Raw genomic sequence first — 16696 nt, 5'->3', positions numbered from 1 at the left:
GCGGTGTGATGAACGTGGAGAGCTGCGCCGCGAAATCATGAGAGAGGGCGGCGACGCGCACATGGGCGCGAGGCTGGACGATGACGTTGCAGGAGGGTCAGCGAATGACGATGCGGGCAATCGATGCGGAGATGACTTCGGGGCGCAAATGGGAGGTCGCACGTGGGCTGGAGGTGGCGGTCCGGCGGGGGCTGATGCCGACGGCGCTGCTGGTGGCAGCGGCGCTGACGGCCTATACGGTGGTCACCGATTCACCGCGGGGGCCGATGATCGGGGCGACTGCGACCGGCTTTCTCGTGGTGTTGACGGCGCTCGAGCTGACAGTGGGCCGCTGGCGGCCGCGGCTGCGCGAGGTGCCGCGCGACGCGCTGTTCTTCGCGTTCGGCGGGGTGCTCGACGGGGCCGGGGGGATCGTGGCGGCACAGCTGGCCCTGTGGCTCGGCGCCGAGGGCTTCGGGCCGGCCGCGTCGCTGCCGCTGGCGATCGCGGCGCCGCTCGGCTTCGTCGTCGCCGACGGGGCCGCCTACGCGATCCATCGCGTGTCGCACGAGCACCCGCTGCTGTGGCGCATGCACGCGCTGCATCACTACCCGCGCGAGCTCTACGCGCTGATGTCGACGGTCAACGCGCCGCTCCTGGTGTTCTTCTTCCGCACGCTGCCGGTGCTGGCGCTGGTGGCCTGCGGGTTCGCGCCGGACGTGATCTTCGCCTACGCGATGTTCGACACCGCGCTCGGGCTGTCGTCGCACACCGGGGTCGACACGCGCAATCCGTGGTTGTCCCGGTTTTTCAATACGCCGGAGGTGCATCGCTTGCACCACAGCGCCGACCCGACGCAGATCGGCAATCACTCGCTGCTGCTGACGCTGTGGGACCACGTCGGCGGGACGTACGTCCCGCCCGGGTCGAGCGTACCGACGCTGGGCCTGAGCGAGCCGGCGACCATGCCACGCACGTGGCTGAAGTTGCTGCTGCTGCGCCGGCCGTGAGGGCGAGGATCACAGGTGCCGCGTCTCGGCAGGCGGGTGCCACCAGTCGTCGTTGCGGCCGTCCATGAAGAGGATCGGCGCCGCCATGAGGTCGGCGGGCTCGAGGTCGTCGAGGCAGGCGACGTTGACCGACACGTACTCGCCGTCGTTCCACTCCGCCGCGTCGACGAAGCCGTACGGCGTGACGCCGCAGTGCTTGCAGTGCCCGCCGTGACCGCTCGCGGCGCCCGGCCGGTACTTGCTCAGCTCCTCCTCGCCGCCCAGCGCGCGGAAGTCGGCCGGGCGCACCTTGACGCTCCACCAGCGTCGCTTCCAGCAGCTCGTGCAGTTGCACTTGCCGGTACCCTGCGAGAGGTCGATGTCCGCCTCGAAGCGCACCCTGCGGCACACGCAGCTCCCGTGGTAGGTCCGCTTCGAACCGTTTCCCGCTTCCTTGGTCGTGTCGCTCATCGTGCTGCCTTTCTCGCGTCTGCGACGCGCCGCCAGTCATAGCCGGGGTTGAGGACAGGATCGGTCCTCGATTATCCTGGGTCGGTGAAGGCCTCGACGCGGGTGCTGCGGCTCCTCTCCCTGCTCCAGGCCCGGCGCGAGTGGCCCGGGGACGAGCTCGCCGAGCGGCTCGAGGTGGATGTCCGCACGATCCGGCGCGACGTCGACCGGCTGCGCGAGCTCGGCTACGCCATCGAGGCGTCCTCGGGACCGGGCGGCGGCTACCGCCTGGGCCCAGGCACGAGGACGCCGCCGCTGCTGCTCGACGACGACGAGGCGCTGGCGGTGGCCGTCGCGCTCGGGGCCGCCGGGACGGTGGCCAACCTGCAGGCCGTCGCCCTGCGCGTGTTGGCCAAGCTCGATCAGCTCCTGCCGTCGCGTCTGCGCCGGCGCCTCGGCGCGCTGGCGGGAGTGACCCTGTCGTTGCTCGACAGGGGGACCGCGGTCGACCTCGGTGTGTTGACGACGATCGCCGCTGCGTGCCGCGACGAGGTCGAGCTGCGCTTCGAATACGGCGACCGGCAGGGCCAGTCGACGACGCGCCAGGTCCAGCCGTTGCGCCTCGTGCATACCGGTCGCGTCTGGTACCTGGTCGCGTGGGACCAGGGCCGCGAGAGCTTCCGGACGTTCCGCGTCGACCGCGTGGCGCCGAAGCTGGCGCGCGGCGCCCGGTTCTCGCCGCGCGAGCTGCCGGAGGACGTCGCCACCTACGTGTCGCGGTCGATCGCCGTGGCGCCGTACCGCCAGCAGGCTCGCGTGCGCCTGCACGCGTCGCCGGAGGCGATCGCCGAGCGCGTCCCGCCGTGGATCGGCCTGCGGGAGTCGTCCGACGCGAGCGGCTCGGTGTTCGTCATCGGCGCTGACTCGGCCGAGGCCCTGGCCGCGCTGATCGTCCATGCGGGCGTCGAGTTCACGCTGATCGAGCCGGCGGAGCTCGCCGCGCCGCTGCAGGCGATCGCGGCCCGGCTGCAGCGAGGCGCGACCGTGCCGCGCTCGTGACGCGCCGGCCCGCGCCGGCTCGTCGCTCCGCGCTCACCGCCCGCCGTGGGCGGCCGGCTGCCCACGGGGCGCGCGGTTCATGGTGAGCGCGGGATGGTGGATGCCCGCGCTCACGCCGTGGTGTCTGCGGCGAGGAGGGCGCGGGCGGAGCGTGGCGAGCACGTGATCGTGAACGCCCGCGGCGATGCTGGACGCGTCCAATTGCATGACCCCAAGGACATGCTCGAAATACAATGTTCATATCGACATGTAGAAACAGACATGTCTTTTGGGAAATGTTCACAGGCCGAGCTCGATCTGGGCGAACAGGGCGCGCCAGTTTTCTGGCTCGCCGTCCTGGCCGCTCATCTTCCACACCGCCAGGTGCGAGACGTCGCGCTCGCCCTCGTAGATGCGCGGGCGGGCGACGACGCGGGTGTGGCCCGGATCGACGCGGACGAGCCGGAGGTCGTACTGGCGGAACTCCGCGAGCACGTACACGCTGTCGAGGGTGGTGTTGGCGCTCACGCCGGTTTGCCGGCGGGCGGTGGTGATCTGGCCCTGGGCGGCGCTCGCGAACTGGAGCTGGTAGCCGAGCGCCGGCAGGGCGTCGCGGGCGGCGGCGAAGGTCGCGTCGTACCCGGCGGCGAAGGTGCGGGTGCCGAGCGACTGCAGCTCGGCCTCGGTGAGCTTGCTGCCCTGGCGATTGCAGCCGCGCTCGATCTCGGCGAACAGGGCGCGCCAGTGCTCGTACTCGCCGTCCCGGCCGCTCATCTGCCACACCGCCTCGTGCGAGCGGTCGCGCTCGCCCTCGTACCAGCGCGGGTGGGCGATGACGCGGGTGTGACTTGGATCGACGCGGACGAGCCGGAGGTCGTACTGGCGGAACAGCGGGGCCGCGAACGTGCCAGCGAGGCCGATGCCGGCGGTCGCGCCGGCTTGCCGGCGCGTGGTGGTGATCCGGCCCTGGGCGGCGCTCACGAACAGGGGCTGGTAGCCGAGCGCCCGCAGGCCGTCGAGGGCGGCGGCGAAGGTCGCCTCGTACCCGGCGGCGAAGGTGCGGGTGCCGAACGACTGCTGCTCGACCTCGGTGATCTGGCTGCGGATGCAGCCGACGAGCAGCACTGCGAGGAGACACGGCGCGAGGCGCCAGACGAGCGACCACTGCGGCACGCGGCGAGGGTCGCACGGGCGTGCGGCGGCGAGAAGCTCGAGCGCCCCCGGGGCGCTCGCGCTCAGCCGCCGCCGACCGCTGCGGACAGGTTGTGCATCAGCTTGGCCAGCACGCGCCGGGTCTCGGACTGGATGATCGCCTCGGGGACGGCGACGTTGGGCATCGTGCGCGTCCTGAAGGTGACGTTCGAGCCGCCGGCGCCGGTGTCCTCGACCACCCATTCGTTCCAGTACTCGACGAAGTGCTCCGAGGCGATCAGCGTCTCTTTCCAGCCGTGGGCGGTGGGGCAGCGGCGGGTCTCGAGCTCGAAGGGCGAGAGCAGGCCGCGGGTCTTGAGCTTGACGCGCTCGCAGCTGCCGTCGGGGGAGGCCTTGGCCGACACCGTGAAGGGCGAGAGGCCGTGCGAGCGCTCGGCGCTGCCGAGGACCTCGCGCACGGCGGCGGGCGCGGCGGCGAGGGTCACGCTGGCGACGACCTCACCCTTGGCGGTGATCTTGGTGGAAATCTTTGGCGCGTCGGCGGCGGCGTCGGCGGTCGAGGCGGCCACGATCGCGGCCGCGGCGACGGCGGACAGCGCCCAGCGAGTGATACCGGCGGGGAGGATTGTCGCGCGAGCGGCGGTCATCGAGCTCAAACTATAGCGCCGAATGTTTATTTCGGGCGCGGGCCCTGTGGCCGAGATCGAGGGCGGGCGGATCTGCGCGGCCGGCGAACGCGGCTTTTCGGGCCTCCAGACCCCCTGGGGGCGAGCGAACTCAGGCGCGCGGCGCTGCAGCAGTCTGCTCGTAAGGTCGGTGACGAGGGGAACTCCGGGTTCCGAGGTCGGATGCGAGTCCGCGGGCGATCTCAGGCGGGGTCGGTCAAGCGGCGACGGAGGGCGCGGAGCTGGTGCCGGCGCCACGCGTAAGCCACGCCGGCCGCGGCGTACCAGCGGTCGGCCTCGTCGAGGTCGCGTAAAGCCTGAGCCTGCCATTCGGGATCGGGGGGTCCGAGGATCGCGAGCTCGGCGTGGGCCACGCGGGCTCGTGCGAGCTGCTGATCGCTGACGACGCTGCTGGTGGTGGCGGCGACCGCGACGAAGTCGTCGATCGCGGCCTGCAAGGCGGTGCGGGCGGCGGCGAGGTCGCCGCGGGCGCGCAGGTGGAGGCCGAGCAACAGGAGGACGCCGGCCCGACGCTCGCGCACCCACCAGGTGTCGCCGGCGAGGTCGCTCAGGAGGACGCCGCGCAGGCGAACGACCGCGTCGTCGTGGGCGCCGCGGACGAGGTCGAGGTGGGCGCGCACGACGATGTCCTCGACCAGAGTGGAGCGCGGGTCGATGAGGCCGAGGGCGCGGATCCGCAGGGCAGTGGCGGCGTCCTCGTCGCCGGCCTCGTCGGCGTGATGGGCGAGGTGAGCGAGGCAGCGGATGCGCACCGGCGAGGCGCCGGGCGAGAAGCGCTCGAGCGCGTCGCAGCCGGGCCGCAGGAGGGCGTGCGCGACCCGGGGATCGAGGGTGTAGACGCTGACGAGCACGCGCAGCTCGATCGTCCGCGCGTGCGCCGGGCCGAGCTCGCGCTCGAGGATCGCCAGGGCTTCGCGCAGGGCGGCCTCGCGGGGCGCCGGGTCCTCGACGAGCATGGCGAGGTTGGTCAACGTGTACGCGACCTCGACCCGCGCCGGCCCGGGCGCGGCGCGCTGGACCCGGAGCGCCTCGTCGAGCAACCGGCGGGCCCGCTCGTGGTCGCCGGCGGAGCGGGCCAGGACTGCGGAGTTGTTGAGGAGGAGGCCGCGCAGCGGATCGTGGGGCGGCAGGCGGGCGACCAGCGCCTCGGCCATCGGCAGCTCGGACAGCCCGCGCTCGGTGCCGCCGGCCTGGCGCCCGCGCACGAACACCAGCAGGGCGGCGGCCTCGGCGGCGATCTCGTCGGCGCCGGCGCGCACGGCAGTGAGCTGGGCGAGCTGCAGGCGGGTGGCGGCGTCGTCGGCGTCATCGTGAAGGCGCAGCTCGCCGCGCCGCAGCAACGCCTCGGCGAGGGTCGGCGCGTGGCCGATCGCCTCGGCCTCGGTCACGAGCTCGTCGGCCAGCGCGAGCGCGGCCGGAGTGCGGGCGACCCGGTCGAGCGCGGCGACCTTGACCAGACCGTCCTGCACCGCGCTCACGCGCACTGCGGCCTCGGGATCGGCGGGCGGCGCGACTGCGGCGTCGAGGGCGGCGACGTCGTGGCAGCGCGCCAGCGACGGCAAGCCGCCGACCAGCTCGAGCGCGTGCAGGGAGACCTCGGGGTCGCGCTCGCCGAGCAAGGTGGCCGCCTCGGCCAGGGCCGCCTTGCGCTGGGCGAGGCAGGCCATGCGGCGGTCGAACAGATGATCGGACTGCTCGCCGCGACGGTGGGTGAGGCAGGCTTCGTGGTGCTGCGCGGTCCAGGCGGAGGCGTAGGCGTCGAGCGAGGCGGCGACGCGTGGCCACACCTCGAGGGCGAAGGCCGGGCCGGCGGCGCTGAAGTTGTCGGCGGCGGCCCGCCGCTGCGGCGAGTCCCAGGCGCCGGCGATCGCCGCGGCGCCGCCGCTGCACACGTCGAAGCTGGCCTCGTGGGCCTTGAAGGCGAAGAAGCTGGCGGCCGCGCTGAGGCCGGCGAACGCCAGCAGGACCCGCTGGCGCCGGATCCACCGCTGCAGCCGCTCGGCCAGGGTGTAGCTGTGGGCCGAGACCATGCGGCCGGCCTGGAAGCGGCGCAGGTCCTCGGCGAAGCCGGCGGCGCTGGGGTAGCGCAGCTCGGGGCGGGCGGCGGTGGCCCGGTGGGCGATCGCGGCCAGCTCGCGCGGCACGCCCGGGACCCGCTCGCGCAGGTCCTCGAGGTCAGCCGCCATCACCCGGGCCGCCAGCGCCGGGCCGCTCGCCTCGGCGTACGGCGGGTGGCCGGCGAGCACGTGGTAGAGCAGGGCGCCGAGGGCGTAGACGTCGCTGCGGGCGTCGACCGACTCGCCGCGGGCCTGCTCCGGCGGCATGTAGCGCAGCGTGCCCACGATCGCCCCGACCTCGGTGAGGTCCTCGTCGATGCGGCTGCGCTCGCCCGAGCGCACGGTCTGATCGACCTCGACGTCGCTGGCGGGCCGCGCGAGGTCCTTGGCCAGGCCCCAGTCGATCACCACGGTCTCGCCGAAGCGGCCGATCAGCACGTTGGCCGGCTTGAGGTCGCGATGGATGACTCGCTGGTCGTGGGCGTAGGCGATCGCGTCGGCCACCGCGATCACGTGCTCGACCAGGCGCAGGCGCTCGGCCAGGTCGCGGGCCTGCTGGATCTTGGCGTCGAGGCTCGCGCCGTCGACGAGCTTCATGCAGTAGAACGGCTCGCCGGTGGACCGCCGGCCGAGGTCGTACAGCGGCACGATGCTCGGGTGCTGCAGGCGGGCCGTGATCGTCGCCTCGCGGGCGAACCGGCGCTGGGCGTCGGGGCTGTCGCGCAGGAGCTCCTTGATGGCGACCACGCGGCCGAGCCGGCGGTCGTGGGCGCGCCGGACCACGCCGAGGCCGCCGGCGGCGAACACCTCGCCGAACACGTAGCGGGTCTCGCCGGTCGAGGGCGCCTCGGTCGGCGGCCACAGCGAGCGGGGGCGGCGGCGAGGCCGCGTCTCGAGGGTGGCGACGAGGGTCGGGTCCTGGCCGCCGACGGCCGCGGAGCCCGGCCGGTCGCCCGCGTCTGCGCTCCTTCGCAAGCTGTCCCCGAGGACAGCTGCTGCGAATAACCGGTCGTGCGGCTCCACCGGCACACCATGCACGCCGAACGTAATGGGCAAGCCCCTCTCGTCGTGCAAGGCGCGCCCGCGCCCGAGCGATAATCTGACAGCGTTCTCGGGCCCACAGCGGCGCGCTGCGGGCCGAGTCACAGCGCGACTTGCAGCTGCAGGCGGACCAGGTCGCCGGCCAGATCGGCGGCGTCGCGGTCCCAGGTGCGGAAGTAGTCGAGCTGCAGCTTCAGGTTGTGACCGGCGAAGTAATAATTGAGGCCGCCGCCGAGCTCGTTGCGGTCGGGCATCGAGGTGAGGCCGAGTCCGCGGATCCCGCTGGTGCGCAGGGCCGGCTCGAGGCCGGTCCGCGGGATCAAAAACGCCGCCTGGACCATCCAGCCGTGGCCGTTGCGGGCCGCCTCGACGGGCAGCGGGGCGCCCATGTCGTCGACGGCGTGGCCGGGGTTGCGCCGGCCCTGGCGCCACAGGAACGCGGCCTCGAGGCTGAAGCCGGCCCACTTGAACATCATGTCGGTGGTGAGGTTGTGATAGTTGGTAGTGCCGCCGTCGGAGGGCGGGCTTCCGAGCACGCCGCGGTTGTTGCGGGCGCGGTCGTTGAAGGCGTAGGCGAAGCCGAGGCTGAGCCTCGGCCTTCGCAGGCGGGTCTGGTCGCTGGCCTCGTAGTCGTCGAACAGGCCGAACGGCAGGAAGTCGACGCGCGCGGTGTACATCAGGCCCGGGTCGCTGAAGCGGTTCTGGTCGCGACCGTCGCCCATGAAGACGCCCGCGTAGTAGCGCAGCTTGCCGAGGCCGCCGACGTCCTCGGAGCGGACGTCGAGGCCGATGTCGCGGTCGACGTTGAACTCGGCGTTGGCCAGCGAGCGGTCGATGAGCAGCGGGTTGATGTCGGCGATGTTGCGCTCGCGGGTGTACATGACCCGGTAGAGGCCGATCCGCAGGTTGGCGTCGCGCAGGCGGTCGAACACCACGTAGTTGTCGAGCAGCGGACCGTTGCGCGCGGTCCCGTCGACGAAGTTGAGCTCGCGCGGGGCCACTGCCAGCTGCACGAAGTACTTGATCGACTTGCTGAAGACGTTGCCGGAGAAGACCAGGCGCAGGCGGCGGATCTCGAACGCGTGGTCGTAGGCCGCCCCGCCCTGGCGCCGGCCGCTGTACATGAAGCCGGTGCGCAGGCTGAGCGACAGGCTGTAGCGGCCGTCCTTGCTCTTGACCTCGAGGCCCTTGCCCGGGGTGAACTTGAGCGGCCCGTCGCCCACGGTCGCCGGCGCGAGCAGCAGGTGCTCGCGCGCCGGCGGATAAAAGCGGTCGGGGTCGGCGGGCGGCGCTGCGGGCGGCGGCGCCGGCGCGAGCGCGGCGAACAGGAGCAGATGGAGCATGGCGCGCGGGGCGAGAGGTAGCCCAGGACCGGCCGAGGACGCCAGGTCCGGCGAGATTCAGTATGCTGGAGGAGATCCACTATGGTAAACCCCTCCCAGCCATGACGCTGTCTCGCCGCCGCTTCGCCGCCTGCCTCCCCGCCCTCGCCGTCGCCAGCGCGTGCCGCCCGTCGAGCGAGAACACCGGGGCGCTGCGGCTCGGTTACTTCCCCAACATCACCCACGCGACGGCGCTGGTCGGGGTCGAGCGCGGGCTGTTCCGCGAGGCGCTGGCGGCCCAGGGCACGGCGCTGGAGACGTTCACGTTCAACGCCGGGCCGGCGGCGATCGAGGCGCTGCTGTCGGGGGCGCTCGACGCCACGTACGTCGGGCCCAACCCGGCCGTCAACGCCTACGTCAAGTCGAAGGGCGAGGTGAAGGTGATCGCCGGCGCGGCCACGGGCGGGGCGTTCTTCGTCGTCCGCCCGGAGGTCGGCGGGCCGGACGACCTCCGCGGCAAGAAGGTCAGCACCCCGCAGCTCGGCGGCACCCAGGACGTGGCCCTTCGGACATGGCTCATCGGCCAGGGCTTCAAGGTCGACGAATTCGGCGGCGGCGACGTCAGCGTCACCCCGCAGGAGAACGCACAGACGCTCGAGAGCTTCCAGTCGGGCGAGATCGCCGGCGCCTGGGTGCCCGAGCCGTGGGCGACCCGCCTGATCCTGGAGGGCGGCGGCAAGGTCCTGGTCGACGAGCGCGACCTGTGGCCCGACCGCCGCTACACCACCACGGTGCTGCTGGCCCGCAAGGGCCAGATCGAGGCCCGCCGGCCGACGCTGCTGGCGCTGCTGCGCGGCCACTCGGCCGCGAACAAGTGGATCGCCGAGCACGCGGGCGAGGCCCGGGAGGTCGCCAACGCGGCGATCAAGAAGGTCACCGGGAAGGCCCTGGCCCCGGCGACGATCGACCGCGCGTGGCAAAACCTCGAATTCACGTCGGACCCGGTGCCGGCGGCGCTGATCCGCAACGCCGAGGACGCGCAGAAGCTCGGCTTCGTCAAGCTGGAGGGCGCCGACCTGCAGCAGCTGTTCGCCCCTCAGTTGCTCGCCGAGGCCGAGAAGAGCTGAAGGGCGGTTTCGTCGAGCGTTGCGGCGGGCCGCGCGCCGGTGCTAGACCTCGCTCATCATGCGCGCCAGCTCCCTCGTGCTCGTGTCGTTGTTCGTCGCCGCGTGCGGCCAGCCGTCGGCCTACAAAGTGATCGACGTGCCCTACTGCAAGGTCCCGGACGGCCAGCTGCGCGGCGGCTTCGCCGAACAGGTCCGCTGGGTCTACAAGTCCGGCGACAGCTTCGGCGAGGGTCCGCTCGCCGGCGAGCGCATGGGCCTCGGCCTCGGGGTCCTGGACTCGGCGCCGAGCAACGAGATGGTGCTGGCGCTCCTGTCCTGCCCGGTGGGCGAGGCCGCCGACCCGACGCCGATGCAGAACGGCGGCAAGGAGCTGACCGCGAGCAAGGTGCCCGAGGTGTGCCGCGACCAGCAGACGCTCTACCACGGCACGCTCAAGGCGGTCGACGATCCGAAGGCGAAGGAGCGCGGCTACGCGGGGGTGTTCCACTTCCCGGAGGTCGCGCTGACGTGCCAGACGGGCACGCTGACGCGCACGACCAGCGCCGAGATCGAGCCGCGCCCGAAGTGATTCGCGCGGGCGCCGACAGGAGTGATTCGCGCCCTTCTGTGATGGGCGCGTCGAGCGGAGCTGCTCGAGTGCACGCGCGAGCCCGGTGGCCCGCGCAGGGCTCACACGCCGCTGCAGTCGGTCTCGCCCTCGACGCAGGTCGACTGGTAGTCCAGCTCCGCCTGGCGGAGGCAGGAGAAGCGCTTCTCGATCGCCGGCTCGGTGAGGCAGCCGGCGAACACGGACGGATCTTTCAAGGTCACGACGGTGACGTCGTCGACGATCCATTCGCACAGGTCCGCCACGCCGCCCCTGGTGGAGCGCGCGGTGCCGTCGCCGAACATCTCGAAGTGGCCGTGCTCGTCGATCTGGCCGGCGCCGCTGCGCACGTGCCAGCCGATGTGCCCGACCTTGCGGTCGCGCAGGGCCTCGAGCGCGCAGGTCAGGGCGAGCTCGAGCTGGGTCTCGTCCTGCCCGCCGGTGTCCTCGTCCTCGACGAGCGAGGCGGTCTCGCACAGCTCCACGCTGCACGGATCGCCGTCGGCGCACTCGCAGCCGGCCACCGGCGCGCCGGTCTCGACGTCGGTGGTCTGCGCGTCGGTCGGCTGGGTCTCGGTGGTCTGCGCGTCGGTGGTCGCGGCGTCGGTGGTCTGCGTGCCCTCGGTCCCGGTCTCCTCGGTGGTGTCGCCGCCCTTGTCGGTGCAGGCGAGCAGGAGGGAGAGGGCGCAAGCGAGGCCGCGAAGAGCGCGATGGTTGTGCATGACCGGTGTACCGAGCAAGTCCCGGGCCACGCCGTCTTTCGCGGCAAGAGGGCGGCTGCGGGCAAATCGGGCCGGTTCCGGGGTATCCCACATGACGGCGAGGTCGTGCGCTCGTCATCATCGCGACCCGCGGCGTCGTGACGGCGCGCGCGATCTGGCGTCGCCCGGCATGGCCCTCCGCCGGCGCTCAGCCTGGGGGCCCGCGCCGCGGCAAGTGGACGCGGAAGGTCGAGCCGCGGCCGGGGGCGCTGTCGACGTCGACGGTGCCGCCGTGGGCCCGGACCAATTGCAGCACCACGTGGAGGCCGAGGCCGACCCCGGGGATGGCGTCGCGCGACAGGCCCACGCGCGAGAAGGGCTCGAAGATCCGCCGCACCTCGGCCTCGCTCATGCCGATGCCGTGATCGCGGACGGCGACGGTGGCGAGCTCGTCGGTGGCGTTCACTGCGATCCCGACCGGGCCGCCCTGCGGCGAGTATTTGACGGCGTTGCTGATCAGGTTGACGACGATCTGGGTCACGCGCAGCGGGTCGCAGCGGATGGCGACCGGCTCGTCCGGCAGCTCGAGGGCGAGCTGGTGGTGCGGGTAGCCGTCGAACAGCGCGGCCGACTCGCGCACGAGCTCACGCAGGTCGGCGTCGACCGGCCGCAGCTCGAGCTTGCCGGCCTCGATGCGGGCGATGTCGAGGAAGTCGCCGACCATGCGCCCGAGGTGGCTGGTCTGCCGCTCGACGATCTCGAGGTGCGGCGGGTGCGGGCGGCCGAGTCGGGATCGCGGGCCTGCGCGGCGAGGGCCAGGCGCAGGGCGGCGAGCGGGTTCTTGAGGTCGTGGGCGACGCCGCCGAGGAAGGTCATCTGCGCGGCGCGCTGGGCCGCGAGCACGTCGGCCATGGCGTTGAAGCGGCCGGCGATCTCGCGCAGCTCGTGGGGGCCGACCTCGTCGGCGCGGGCGTCGCGGCGGCCGCGGGCGAAGGCCTCCATGGTCGCGGCCAGGCCGATCAGCGGCTGGAACGCGCGCGTCCGCAGCCACCAGGCCAGCAGCCCGGCCGCGCCGAGCAAGAAGGCGCCGCAGCCGAGGCCGATGCGGTTGGCGAGCCTGTCCCAATGGTCAGCCCGCTCGCGGGCGATCAGCGACTGGGCGACGTTGACCGCGACGAACCGATCGGTGGCGTCGAGCGCCGCGCCGCGCAGGCGCGTCAGCTCGATCGGGGCGATCAGGTGGTCGCGGGTTGCGTTGAGATACAGATCGATCTGGTTGGCGGCCTCGACGAGAGTGGCGGCCTCTTGCGAGGTGAGGACGTGGTGCCCGGCCTCCTGCAACAGCTCGCGCAGGTCGCCGCGGAGGTGGCGGGCGGTCAGGTCGTCGGGGCCGACGTGGGCCAGCAGGTCGAGGGTGAGCTCGATCTCCCGCGTCAATCGCACGCTCTCGACCGAGGCCGCGAGGCTGTCATTGGTCTGATGAATGTAGCTGGTCAAGAGTACCAGCGCCGCAGTGACCGCCAGCGCCACGCCGAGCACCACGAGGGTGACGGCCCACGAGAGCGTGCGCAGGCGGATGCCCCGGCCGGTCGACATGGCAAACCCGTGAGTGACGCACGCGCCGGCCGGGCGCCGCGCGCACGGGCCGATACGGCGCGGGAGGCGGATGTGCGGACGCAGGCGGATCGGCAGCGGGCAGCGGCGCGGGCGGCGGCGAAGGTCGGGGAGGTTCGCGGCGCTCATTGGACATGTCTGAACGGACATGTCGATTCGGACTCAGGCGCCGAGGGTCGAGCTGGTCCGACGAATCGCTGCTCGACGCGTACGCGCGGCGACCTCGGACTGACTCCGTCGCGTCGAAGGCCGCGCGGGCGCGTTCCCGATTGATTCGAGGCCGGCAGTCCGCGTGGCGAGCACCGGCGAAGCGGCGCGGTGTGATAGGCTGTCGCCAGAGTCTCGCATGGCGAAGAAGCGGCCCACGAAGACAGTCCCGGGCGAATTCGGCGAGCCGTTCCTGCGGTGGCTGGGCGCCAAGACCGAGGAGGCGTGGAGCCGCGGCGCAGAGCCGACGCTCGCGGATTTCGAGAAAAACGGCGCGGGCGGCTGCGACTGGCGCCGCGGGACGCGGTGGACGGGCGGGCTGTCCGACGCCGAGCTGGCGGAGGTCGAGCAGCGATTCGACGTCCGCTTTCCGGCCGAGCATCGCCTGTTCCTGCAGGTGCTGCACGCGACCGAGCCGCGGATGTTCTGCGCGGGGTTCGACGACGACGACCGCCTGGTCGCGGACGAAGCACCCGGCTTCTACCACTGGCAGCGCGACGAGGCGGCGATCCGCGCGGCGTTCGCCCAGCTCGTCGACGGGCTGGTATTCGACGTCGAAAACAATGTGCTGTGGCCCGACAGCTGGGGCCCGCGGCCCGGCGAAGCGGACGAGCGGCGCGCCCGCGTGGAGACGCTGGTGGCGGGCGCGCCGCGGCTGTTGCCGATCTACGGCCATCGCTACGTGCTCGCCGAGGGCCCGACGCTGGTGCTGTCGGTGTGGCAGAGCGACATCATCGTCTACGGCCGAGACCTCCGCGATTATCTCCTGCAAGAGTTGGTCGACGCCGAGTACGAGCGGCCCGCGACCGTCGATACCGCTGCGATTCCGTTCTGGGGCGAGCTGATCGGCTGAGGCAAGGCCACGCATTCGCGGATATGTCCTTTCGGGCAGATCCGCGGCGCCCGCGGCGCAAAGTCATCGGGGGGGATGGACATGTCCCTTGAGGCATATCGAGCTGCGCGCGGCGTCCGTCGCGGCTGCCGGGCGGACGGCTGGGCGGGCGTCGCAGGGCCCGCCGGGGGCGAGGCGGGCGGCGGAGATCGACCCCTCGCGCTTCGGACCTCGCGGCGGGGCCGCTGGAGCGCGAGCTGACGGGCCCTACAGGATTCATCGCTGAAAGGTCGCCGCGAATGGCCCGTCCGGGGGCGAGTCGTCGCGTGCGCGTGGTTGCCGGTGTCGGGGGTTGGCCCACGCTTGCGGATCGAGGAGTCCACACATGCGCCCATTGACCTCGTTCATCGCCGCGCTCTCGCTATTCTCGCTGCTGGGGCCGCTCGCCTGCTTCTCCTCGTCGTCCGGCGAGGAGGGCGCGGCGCTGGCGACGCTGGAGCCGCTGGCCGGCAGCGGCGTGCGGGGCACCGTGCAGTTCACCCGGGTCACCGCCAATCGCATGCGGGTGCGCGCGCAGATCCAGGGGCTCACGCCCGGATTGCACGGTTTCCACATTCATGAGTTCGGCGACTGTTCGGCGGCCGACGGCAGCAGCGCCGGGCCGCACTTCAACCCCGAGCACAAGATGCACGGCGGGCCGGAAGGGCCCGAGCACCACCTCGGCGACCTCGGCAACATCGAGGCCGACGCCGGGGGGCGGGCCGCGATCGCCATGACCACCGACATCATCACCCTCGACACCGGGCCGCGCGGGGTCCTCGGCCGCTCGGTGGTCGTCCACGCCGACCCGGACGATCTGATGACCGAGCCGGCCGGTAACTCCGGGGCCCGGCTGGCGTGTGGGGTCATTCGCGCGCTGTCGGGCGACACCAAGCCGATCCTTCCATAGTCGCAAGGTCGACCCGCGAGCCGGTTCGCCGCGCCGGCACGCGGTCGTGACAATTGGCTTCCACCTTCGCAAGGTCGGCGCGCGGTCCGGCTGTCCGCGCTGGCACTTGGTCGTGACAATCGCGCACGAAAAATTGCCGCGCCTCCGCCAGGCTGATGCACCCGGTTGATACGCTCGGTGCATGGCGTTTTGGCGGAGCGGGCGAACGGGCATCTTCCTCGGTGGATACGTCTTCTCGGCGGCCTGTCACGGGGCGACGCCGGCGCCGTTCGGCGAGGCCGAACACGTGCCGTGCGGCAACGGTGAGCCGCGCGCGTGGGTGATGGCCCCCGATTACGAGGGCGTGAGCGCGCGCCTCGAGGCGGCCGGCTTCACTGTCGGTCCGCTGCCGCTCGACCAGTCCCCGTGGGGCCTCGACGGCCTGATCGTGCTCGGCTCGGGCGCCAGCGAGCTGCCCGAATACGCCGAGTACATGCAGAGCTACGCCGACGACCTGTACTTCTTCGTCGACGAGGCCAACGTCGTGCTCGAGCTGGCGCAGTCGGCCGCCGCAGAGGCGGTGCCGCCGTTCCTGCCGACGACCCACACTGCGCGGCGCGGCGCGGCCAAGCTGGTCGAGCTGGAGGTGCTGGACCCCGATCATCCGCTGCTCGCGGGCATCGAGATCGACGGCGGCCGGCTGGCGTGGCGCGGCGAGCTCGGACGCGACGCCTTCGTCGAGCAGGGCGGCTTCGAGGTGGTGCTGGCGGGCGCGGGCGACGGCTCGAACGGGGCGCTGCTCGAGGGCGCGTACGGCCAGGGGCGGATCGTGCTGGCCAGCCTGCCGCTCGACGCGCCGATGGGCTCGGACCTGCAGCAGGAGGCCTTCATCACCAACTTCTTCGCCAACCTCGCCGCCCACGTCGAGGGCGTGTGCGTGCGCAAGACGATGCCGATCAAGCCGACCCCGCCGCCGCAGTCGCTGCCGTTCACCGCCGACTCGACGCTGTTCGCGGTGCTGCCCGACACCCAGGTCTACTCGCTGCGCTACCCCGGCGTATTCGACGCCCAGACGTCGTGGATCGCCCGCAACGCCGAGGCGCTGAACATCGCCTACGCGTTCCACCTCGGCGATATCGTCAACAACAACACCGAGCTCGAGTGGCGGCGCGCCAGCGGCTCGATGAGCCTGCTCGACGGGATCGTGCCGTACGGGATCGTGCCCGGCAACCACGACTACGGCCCCTCCGGCGACGCGTCGACCCGCGACACGAAGATGAACGAATGGTTCGACTTCGACGACGCGGCGCTGAGCCCGAGCTTCGGCGGCGCCTTCGAGAAGGGCAAGCTCGACAACACCTATCATTTGTTCTCCGCCGGCGGCCACGAGTGGATCGCTGTCATGCTCGAGTGGGGCCCGCGCGACGCGGTGATCGACTGGGCCAACGCGGTGATGGAGCAGCACCCGGACCGCCTCGGCATCTTCGTCACCCACGCGTACCTCAACAACAACGATCGCCGCTACGACCACAAGGACCCTGCGTTCCCGCAGGACTTCAACCCGCACGAGTACGACACGCCGGGCGGGGTCAACGACGGCGAGGAGCTGTGGCAGAAGCTGATCCGCCGCCACCGCTTCGTGCTCACCCTCAACGGCCACGTGCTCGGCGATGGCACCGGCTACCTCGAGAGCATCACCGACCGCGGCAACGTGGTGCATCAGATCCTGGCCAACTATCAGATGCGCGAGCTCGGCGGCGAGGGCTACCTGCGCCTGCTCGAGCTGCTGCCCGACGGCAAGACCATGCACGTGCGCAGCTACTCGCCGCTGTTCGACCGCTACCTGCTCGGCAGCGATCAGCAGTTCACGATCGAGCTCGACGTCAAATGATCGCGCGTGTGGGCCCGCGACTGCCGGCGCGAGCGGGCGCAGGCCCCGGGCTTACCCACGTCGCCGCGGCCCGGCCCCGGGCGCAACCGCCCGCGG

At 72.2% G+C, this 16696-nt stretch carries 15 protein-coding genes; 7 read left to right on the top strand and 8 right to left on the bottom strand.

Annotated elements, in window-relative coordinates; all coding sequences use genetic code 11:
- The first annotated feature begins 104 nt into the window (after positions 1 to 104).
- A complete protein-coding gene (locus tag OV090_RS40370) occupies positions 105 to 989 on the top strand; it encodes a sterol desaturase family protein (protein WP_267710193.1) in 885 nt (294 codons plus the stop codon).
- Positions 990 to 998: 9 nt separating this feature from the next.
- Here OV090_RS40370 and OV090_RS40365 read toward each other — a convergent pair whose 3' ends face one another.
- Positions 999 to 1439, bottom strand: a complete 441-nt coding sequence (locus OV090_RS40365; protein ID WP_267710192.1) for a GFA family protein — start codon at positions 1437 to 1439, stop codon at positions 999 to 1001.
- Between the two features lie 84 nt (positions 1440 to 1523).
- Between OV090_RS40365 and OV090_RS40360 the strand changes: the two genes are divergently transcribed.
- Positions 1524 to 2477, top strand: coding sequence for a YafY family protein (locus OV090_RS40360; protein WP_267710191.1), 954 nt, complete (start codon positions 1524 to 1526; stop codon positions 2475 to 2477).
- Between the two features lie 279 nt (positions 2478 to 2756).
- Here OV090_RS40360 and OV090_RS40355 read toward each other — a convergent pair whose 3' ends face one another.
- The 4 genes from OV090_RS40355 to OV090_RS40340 all read right to left on the bottom strand — a co-directional run bounded on the left by OV090_RS40355 (position 2757) and on the right by OV090_RS40340 (position 8735).
- Positions 2757 to 3629: a hypothetical protein gene (locus tag OV090_RS40355; RefSeq protein ID WP_267710190.1), complete on the bottom strand. Its 873-nt coding sequence runs from the start codon at positions 3627 to 3629 to the stop codon at positions 2757 to 2759.
- Positions 3630 to 3691: 62 nt separating this feature from the next.
- Positions 3692 to 4255 carry a hypothetical protein gene (locus tag OV090_RS40350; RefSeq protein WP_267710189.1) on the bottom strand — a complete coding sequence of 188 codons (564 nt, stop codon included), beginning with the start codon at positions 4253 to 4255 and terminating at the stop codon, positions 3692 to 3694.
- 221 nt (positions 4256 to 4476) lie between these two features.
- Positions 4477 to 7326: a serine/threonine-protein kinase gene (locus tag OV090_RS40345; protein ID WP_267710188.1), complete on the bottom strand. Its 2850-nt coding sequence runs from the start codon at positions 7324 to 7326 to the stop codon at positions 4477 to 4479.
- A gap of 167 nt (positions 7327 to 7493) precedes the next feature.
- On the bottom strand, positions 7494 to 8735 hold the full coding sequence (locus OV090_RS40340; protein ID WP_267710187.1) for a hypothetical protein: 1242 nt from the start codon (positions 8733 to 8735) through the stop codon (positions 7494 to 7496).
- A 101-nt stretch (positions 8736 to 8836) separates the two neighbouring features.
- On the opposite strand from OV090_RS40340, the gene OV090_RS40335 reads away from it, so the two are divergent.
- Positions 8837 to 9841 carry an ABC transporter substrate-binding protein gene (locus OV090_RS40335; protein ID WP_267710186.1) on the top strand — a complete coding sequence of 335 codons (1005 nt, stop codon included), beginning with the start codon at positions 8837 to 8839 and terminating at the stop codon, positions 9839 to 9841.
- Positions 9842 to 9899: 58 nt separating this feature from the next.
- Positions 9900 to 10409, top strand: coding sequence for a hypothetical protein (locus tag OV090_RS40330; protein WP_267710185.1), 510 nt, complete (start codon positions 9900 to 9902; stop codon positions 10407 to 10409).
- A 101-nt stretch (positions 10410 to 10510) separates the two neighbouring features.
- On the opposite strand, the gene OV090_RS40325 is transcribed toward OV090_RS40330, so the two are convergent.
- From OV090_RS40325 to OV090_RS40315, 3 genes are all read right to left on the bottom strand, one after another.
- Positions 10511 to 11149 (bottom strand): hypothetical protein, encoded by a 639-nt coding sequence (locus OV090_RS40325; RefSeq protein ID WP_267710184.1) that lies wholly within the window; start codon positions 11147 to 11149, stop codon positions 10511 to 10513.
- A gap of 187 nt (positions 11150 to 11336) precedes the next feature.
- Positions 11337 to 11768 (bottom strand): ATP-binding protein, encoded by a 432-nt coding sequence (locus OV090_RS40320; RefSeq protein WP_267710183.1) that lies wholly within the window; start codon positions 11766 to 11768, stop codon positions 11337 to 11339.
- The gene (locus OV090_RS40315) at positions 11666 to 12724 is read right to left on the bottom strand and encodes a HAMP domain-containing protein (protein ID WP_267710182.1); all 1059 of its coding nucleotides are present in this window, start codon (positions 12722 to 12724) and stop codon (positions 11666 to 11668) included. The genes OV090_RS40320 and OV090_RS40315 overlap by 103 nt, the downstream gene beginning before the upstream one ends.
- A gap of 364 nt (positions 12725 to 13088) precedes the next feature.
- On the opposite strand from OV090_RS40315, the gene OV090_RS40310 reads away from it, so the two are divergent.
- The 3 genes from OV090_RS40310 to OV090_RS40300 all read left to right on the top strand — a co-directional run bounded on the left by OV090_RS40310 (position 13089) and on the right by OV090_RS40300 (position 16600).
- Positions 13089 to 13802 carry a hypothetical protein gene (locus OV090_RS40310; RefSeq protein WP_267710181.1) on the top strand — a complete coding sequence of 238 codons (714 nt, stop codon included), beginning with the start codon at positions 13089 to 13091 and terminating at the stop codon, positions 13800 to 13802.
- A 364-nt stretch (positions 13803 to 14166) separates the two neighbouring features.
- The gene (locus OV090_RS40305; RefSeq protein ID WP_267710180.1) at positions 14167 to 14730 is read left to right on the top strand and encodes a superoxide dismutase family protein; all 564 of its coding nucleotides are present in this window, start codon (positions 14167 to 14169) and stop codon (positions 14728 to 14730) included.
- A 181-nt stretch (positions 14731 to 14911) separates the two neighbouring features.
- Positions 14912 to 16600: a metallophosphoesterase gene (locus tag OV090_RS40300; protein ID WP_267710179.1), complete on the top strand. Its 1689-nt coding sequence runs from the start codon at positions 14912 to 14914 to the stop codon at positions 16598 to 16600.
- The last annotated feature ends 96 nt before the right edge of the window (positions 16601 to 16696 follow it).

Source organism: Nannocystis sp. RBIL2 (assembly GCF_026626745.1).
Classification (GTDB): domain Bacteria; phylum Myxococcota_A; class Polyangia; order Nannocystales; family Nannocystaceae; genus Nannocystis.
This window is presented reverse-complemented; position numbering and strand designations above follow the sequence as displayed.

Excerpts from the sequence above, each read along its gene's own strand:
- OV090_RS40370 (WP_267710193.1), top strand. The coding sequence starts at position 105 with ATGACGATGCGGGCAATCGATGCGGAGATGACTTCGGGGCGCAAATGG.
- OV090_RS40365 (WP_267710192.1), bottom strand. The coding sequence starts at position 1,439 with ATGAGCGACACGACCAAGGAAGCGGGAAACGGTTCGAAGCGGACCTAC.
- OV090_RS40350 (WP_267710189.1), bottom strand. The coding sequence starts at position 4,255 with ATGACCGCCGCTCGCGCGACAATCCTCCCCGCCGGTATCACTCGCTGG.
- OV090_RS40340 (WP_267710187.1), bottom strand. The coding sequence starts at position 8,735 with ATGCTCCATCTGCTCCTGTTCGCCGCGCTCGCGCCGGCGCCGCCGCCC.
- OV090_RS40335 (WP_267710186.1), top strand. The coding sequence starts at position 8,837 with ATGACGCTGTCTCGCCGCCGCTTCGCCGCCTGCCTCCCCGCCCTCGCC.
- OV090_RS40330 (WP_267710185.1), top strand. The coding sequence starts at position 9,900 with ATGCGCGCCAGCTCCCTCGTGCTCGTGTCGTTGTTCGTCGCCGCGTGC.
- OV090_RS40325 (WP_267710184.1), bottom strand. The coding sequence starts at position 11,149 with ATGCACAACCATCGCGCTCTTCGCGGCCTCGCTTGCGCCCTCTCCCTC.
- OV090_RS40315 (WP_267710182.1), bottom strand. The coding sequence starts at position 12,724 with ATGTCGACCGGCCGGGGCATCCGCCTGCGCACGCTCTCGTGGGCCGTC.
- OV090_RS40310 (WP_267710181.1), top strand. The coding sequence starts at position 13,089 with ATGGCGAAGAAGCGGCCCACGAAGACAGTCCCGGGCGAATTCGGCGAG.
- OV090_RS40305 (WP_267710180.1), top strand. The coding sequence starts at position 14,167 with ATGCGCCCATTGACCTCGTTCATCGCCGCGCTCTCGCTATTCTCGCTG.
- OV090_RS40300 (WP_267710179.1), top strand. The coding sequence starts at position 14,912 with ATGGCGTTTTGGCGGAGCGGGCGAACGGGCATCTTCCTCGGTGGATAC.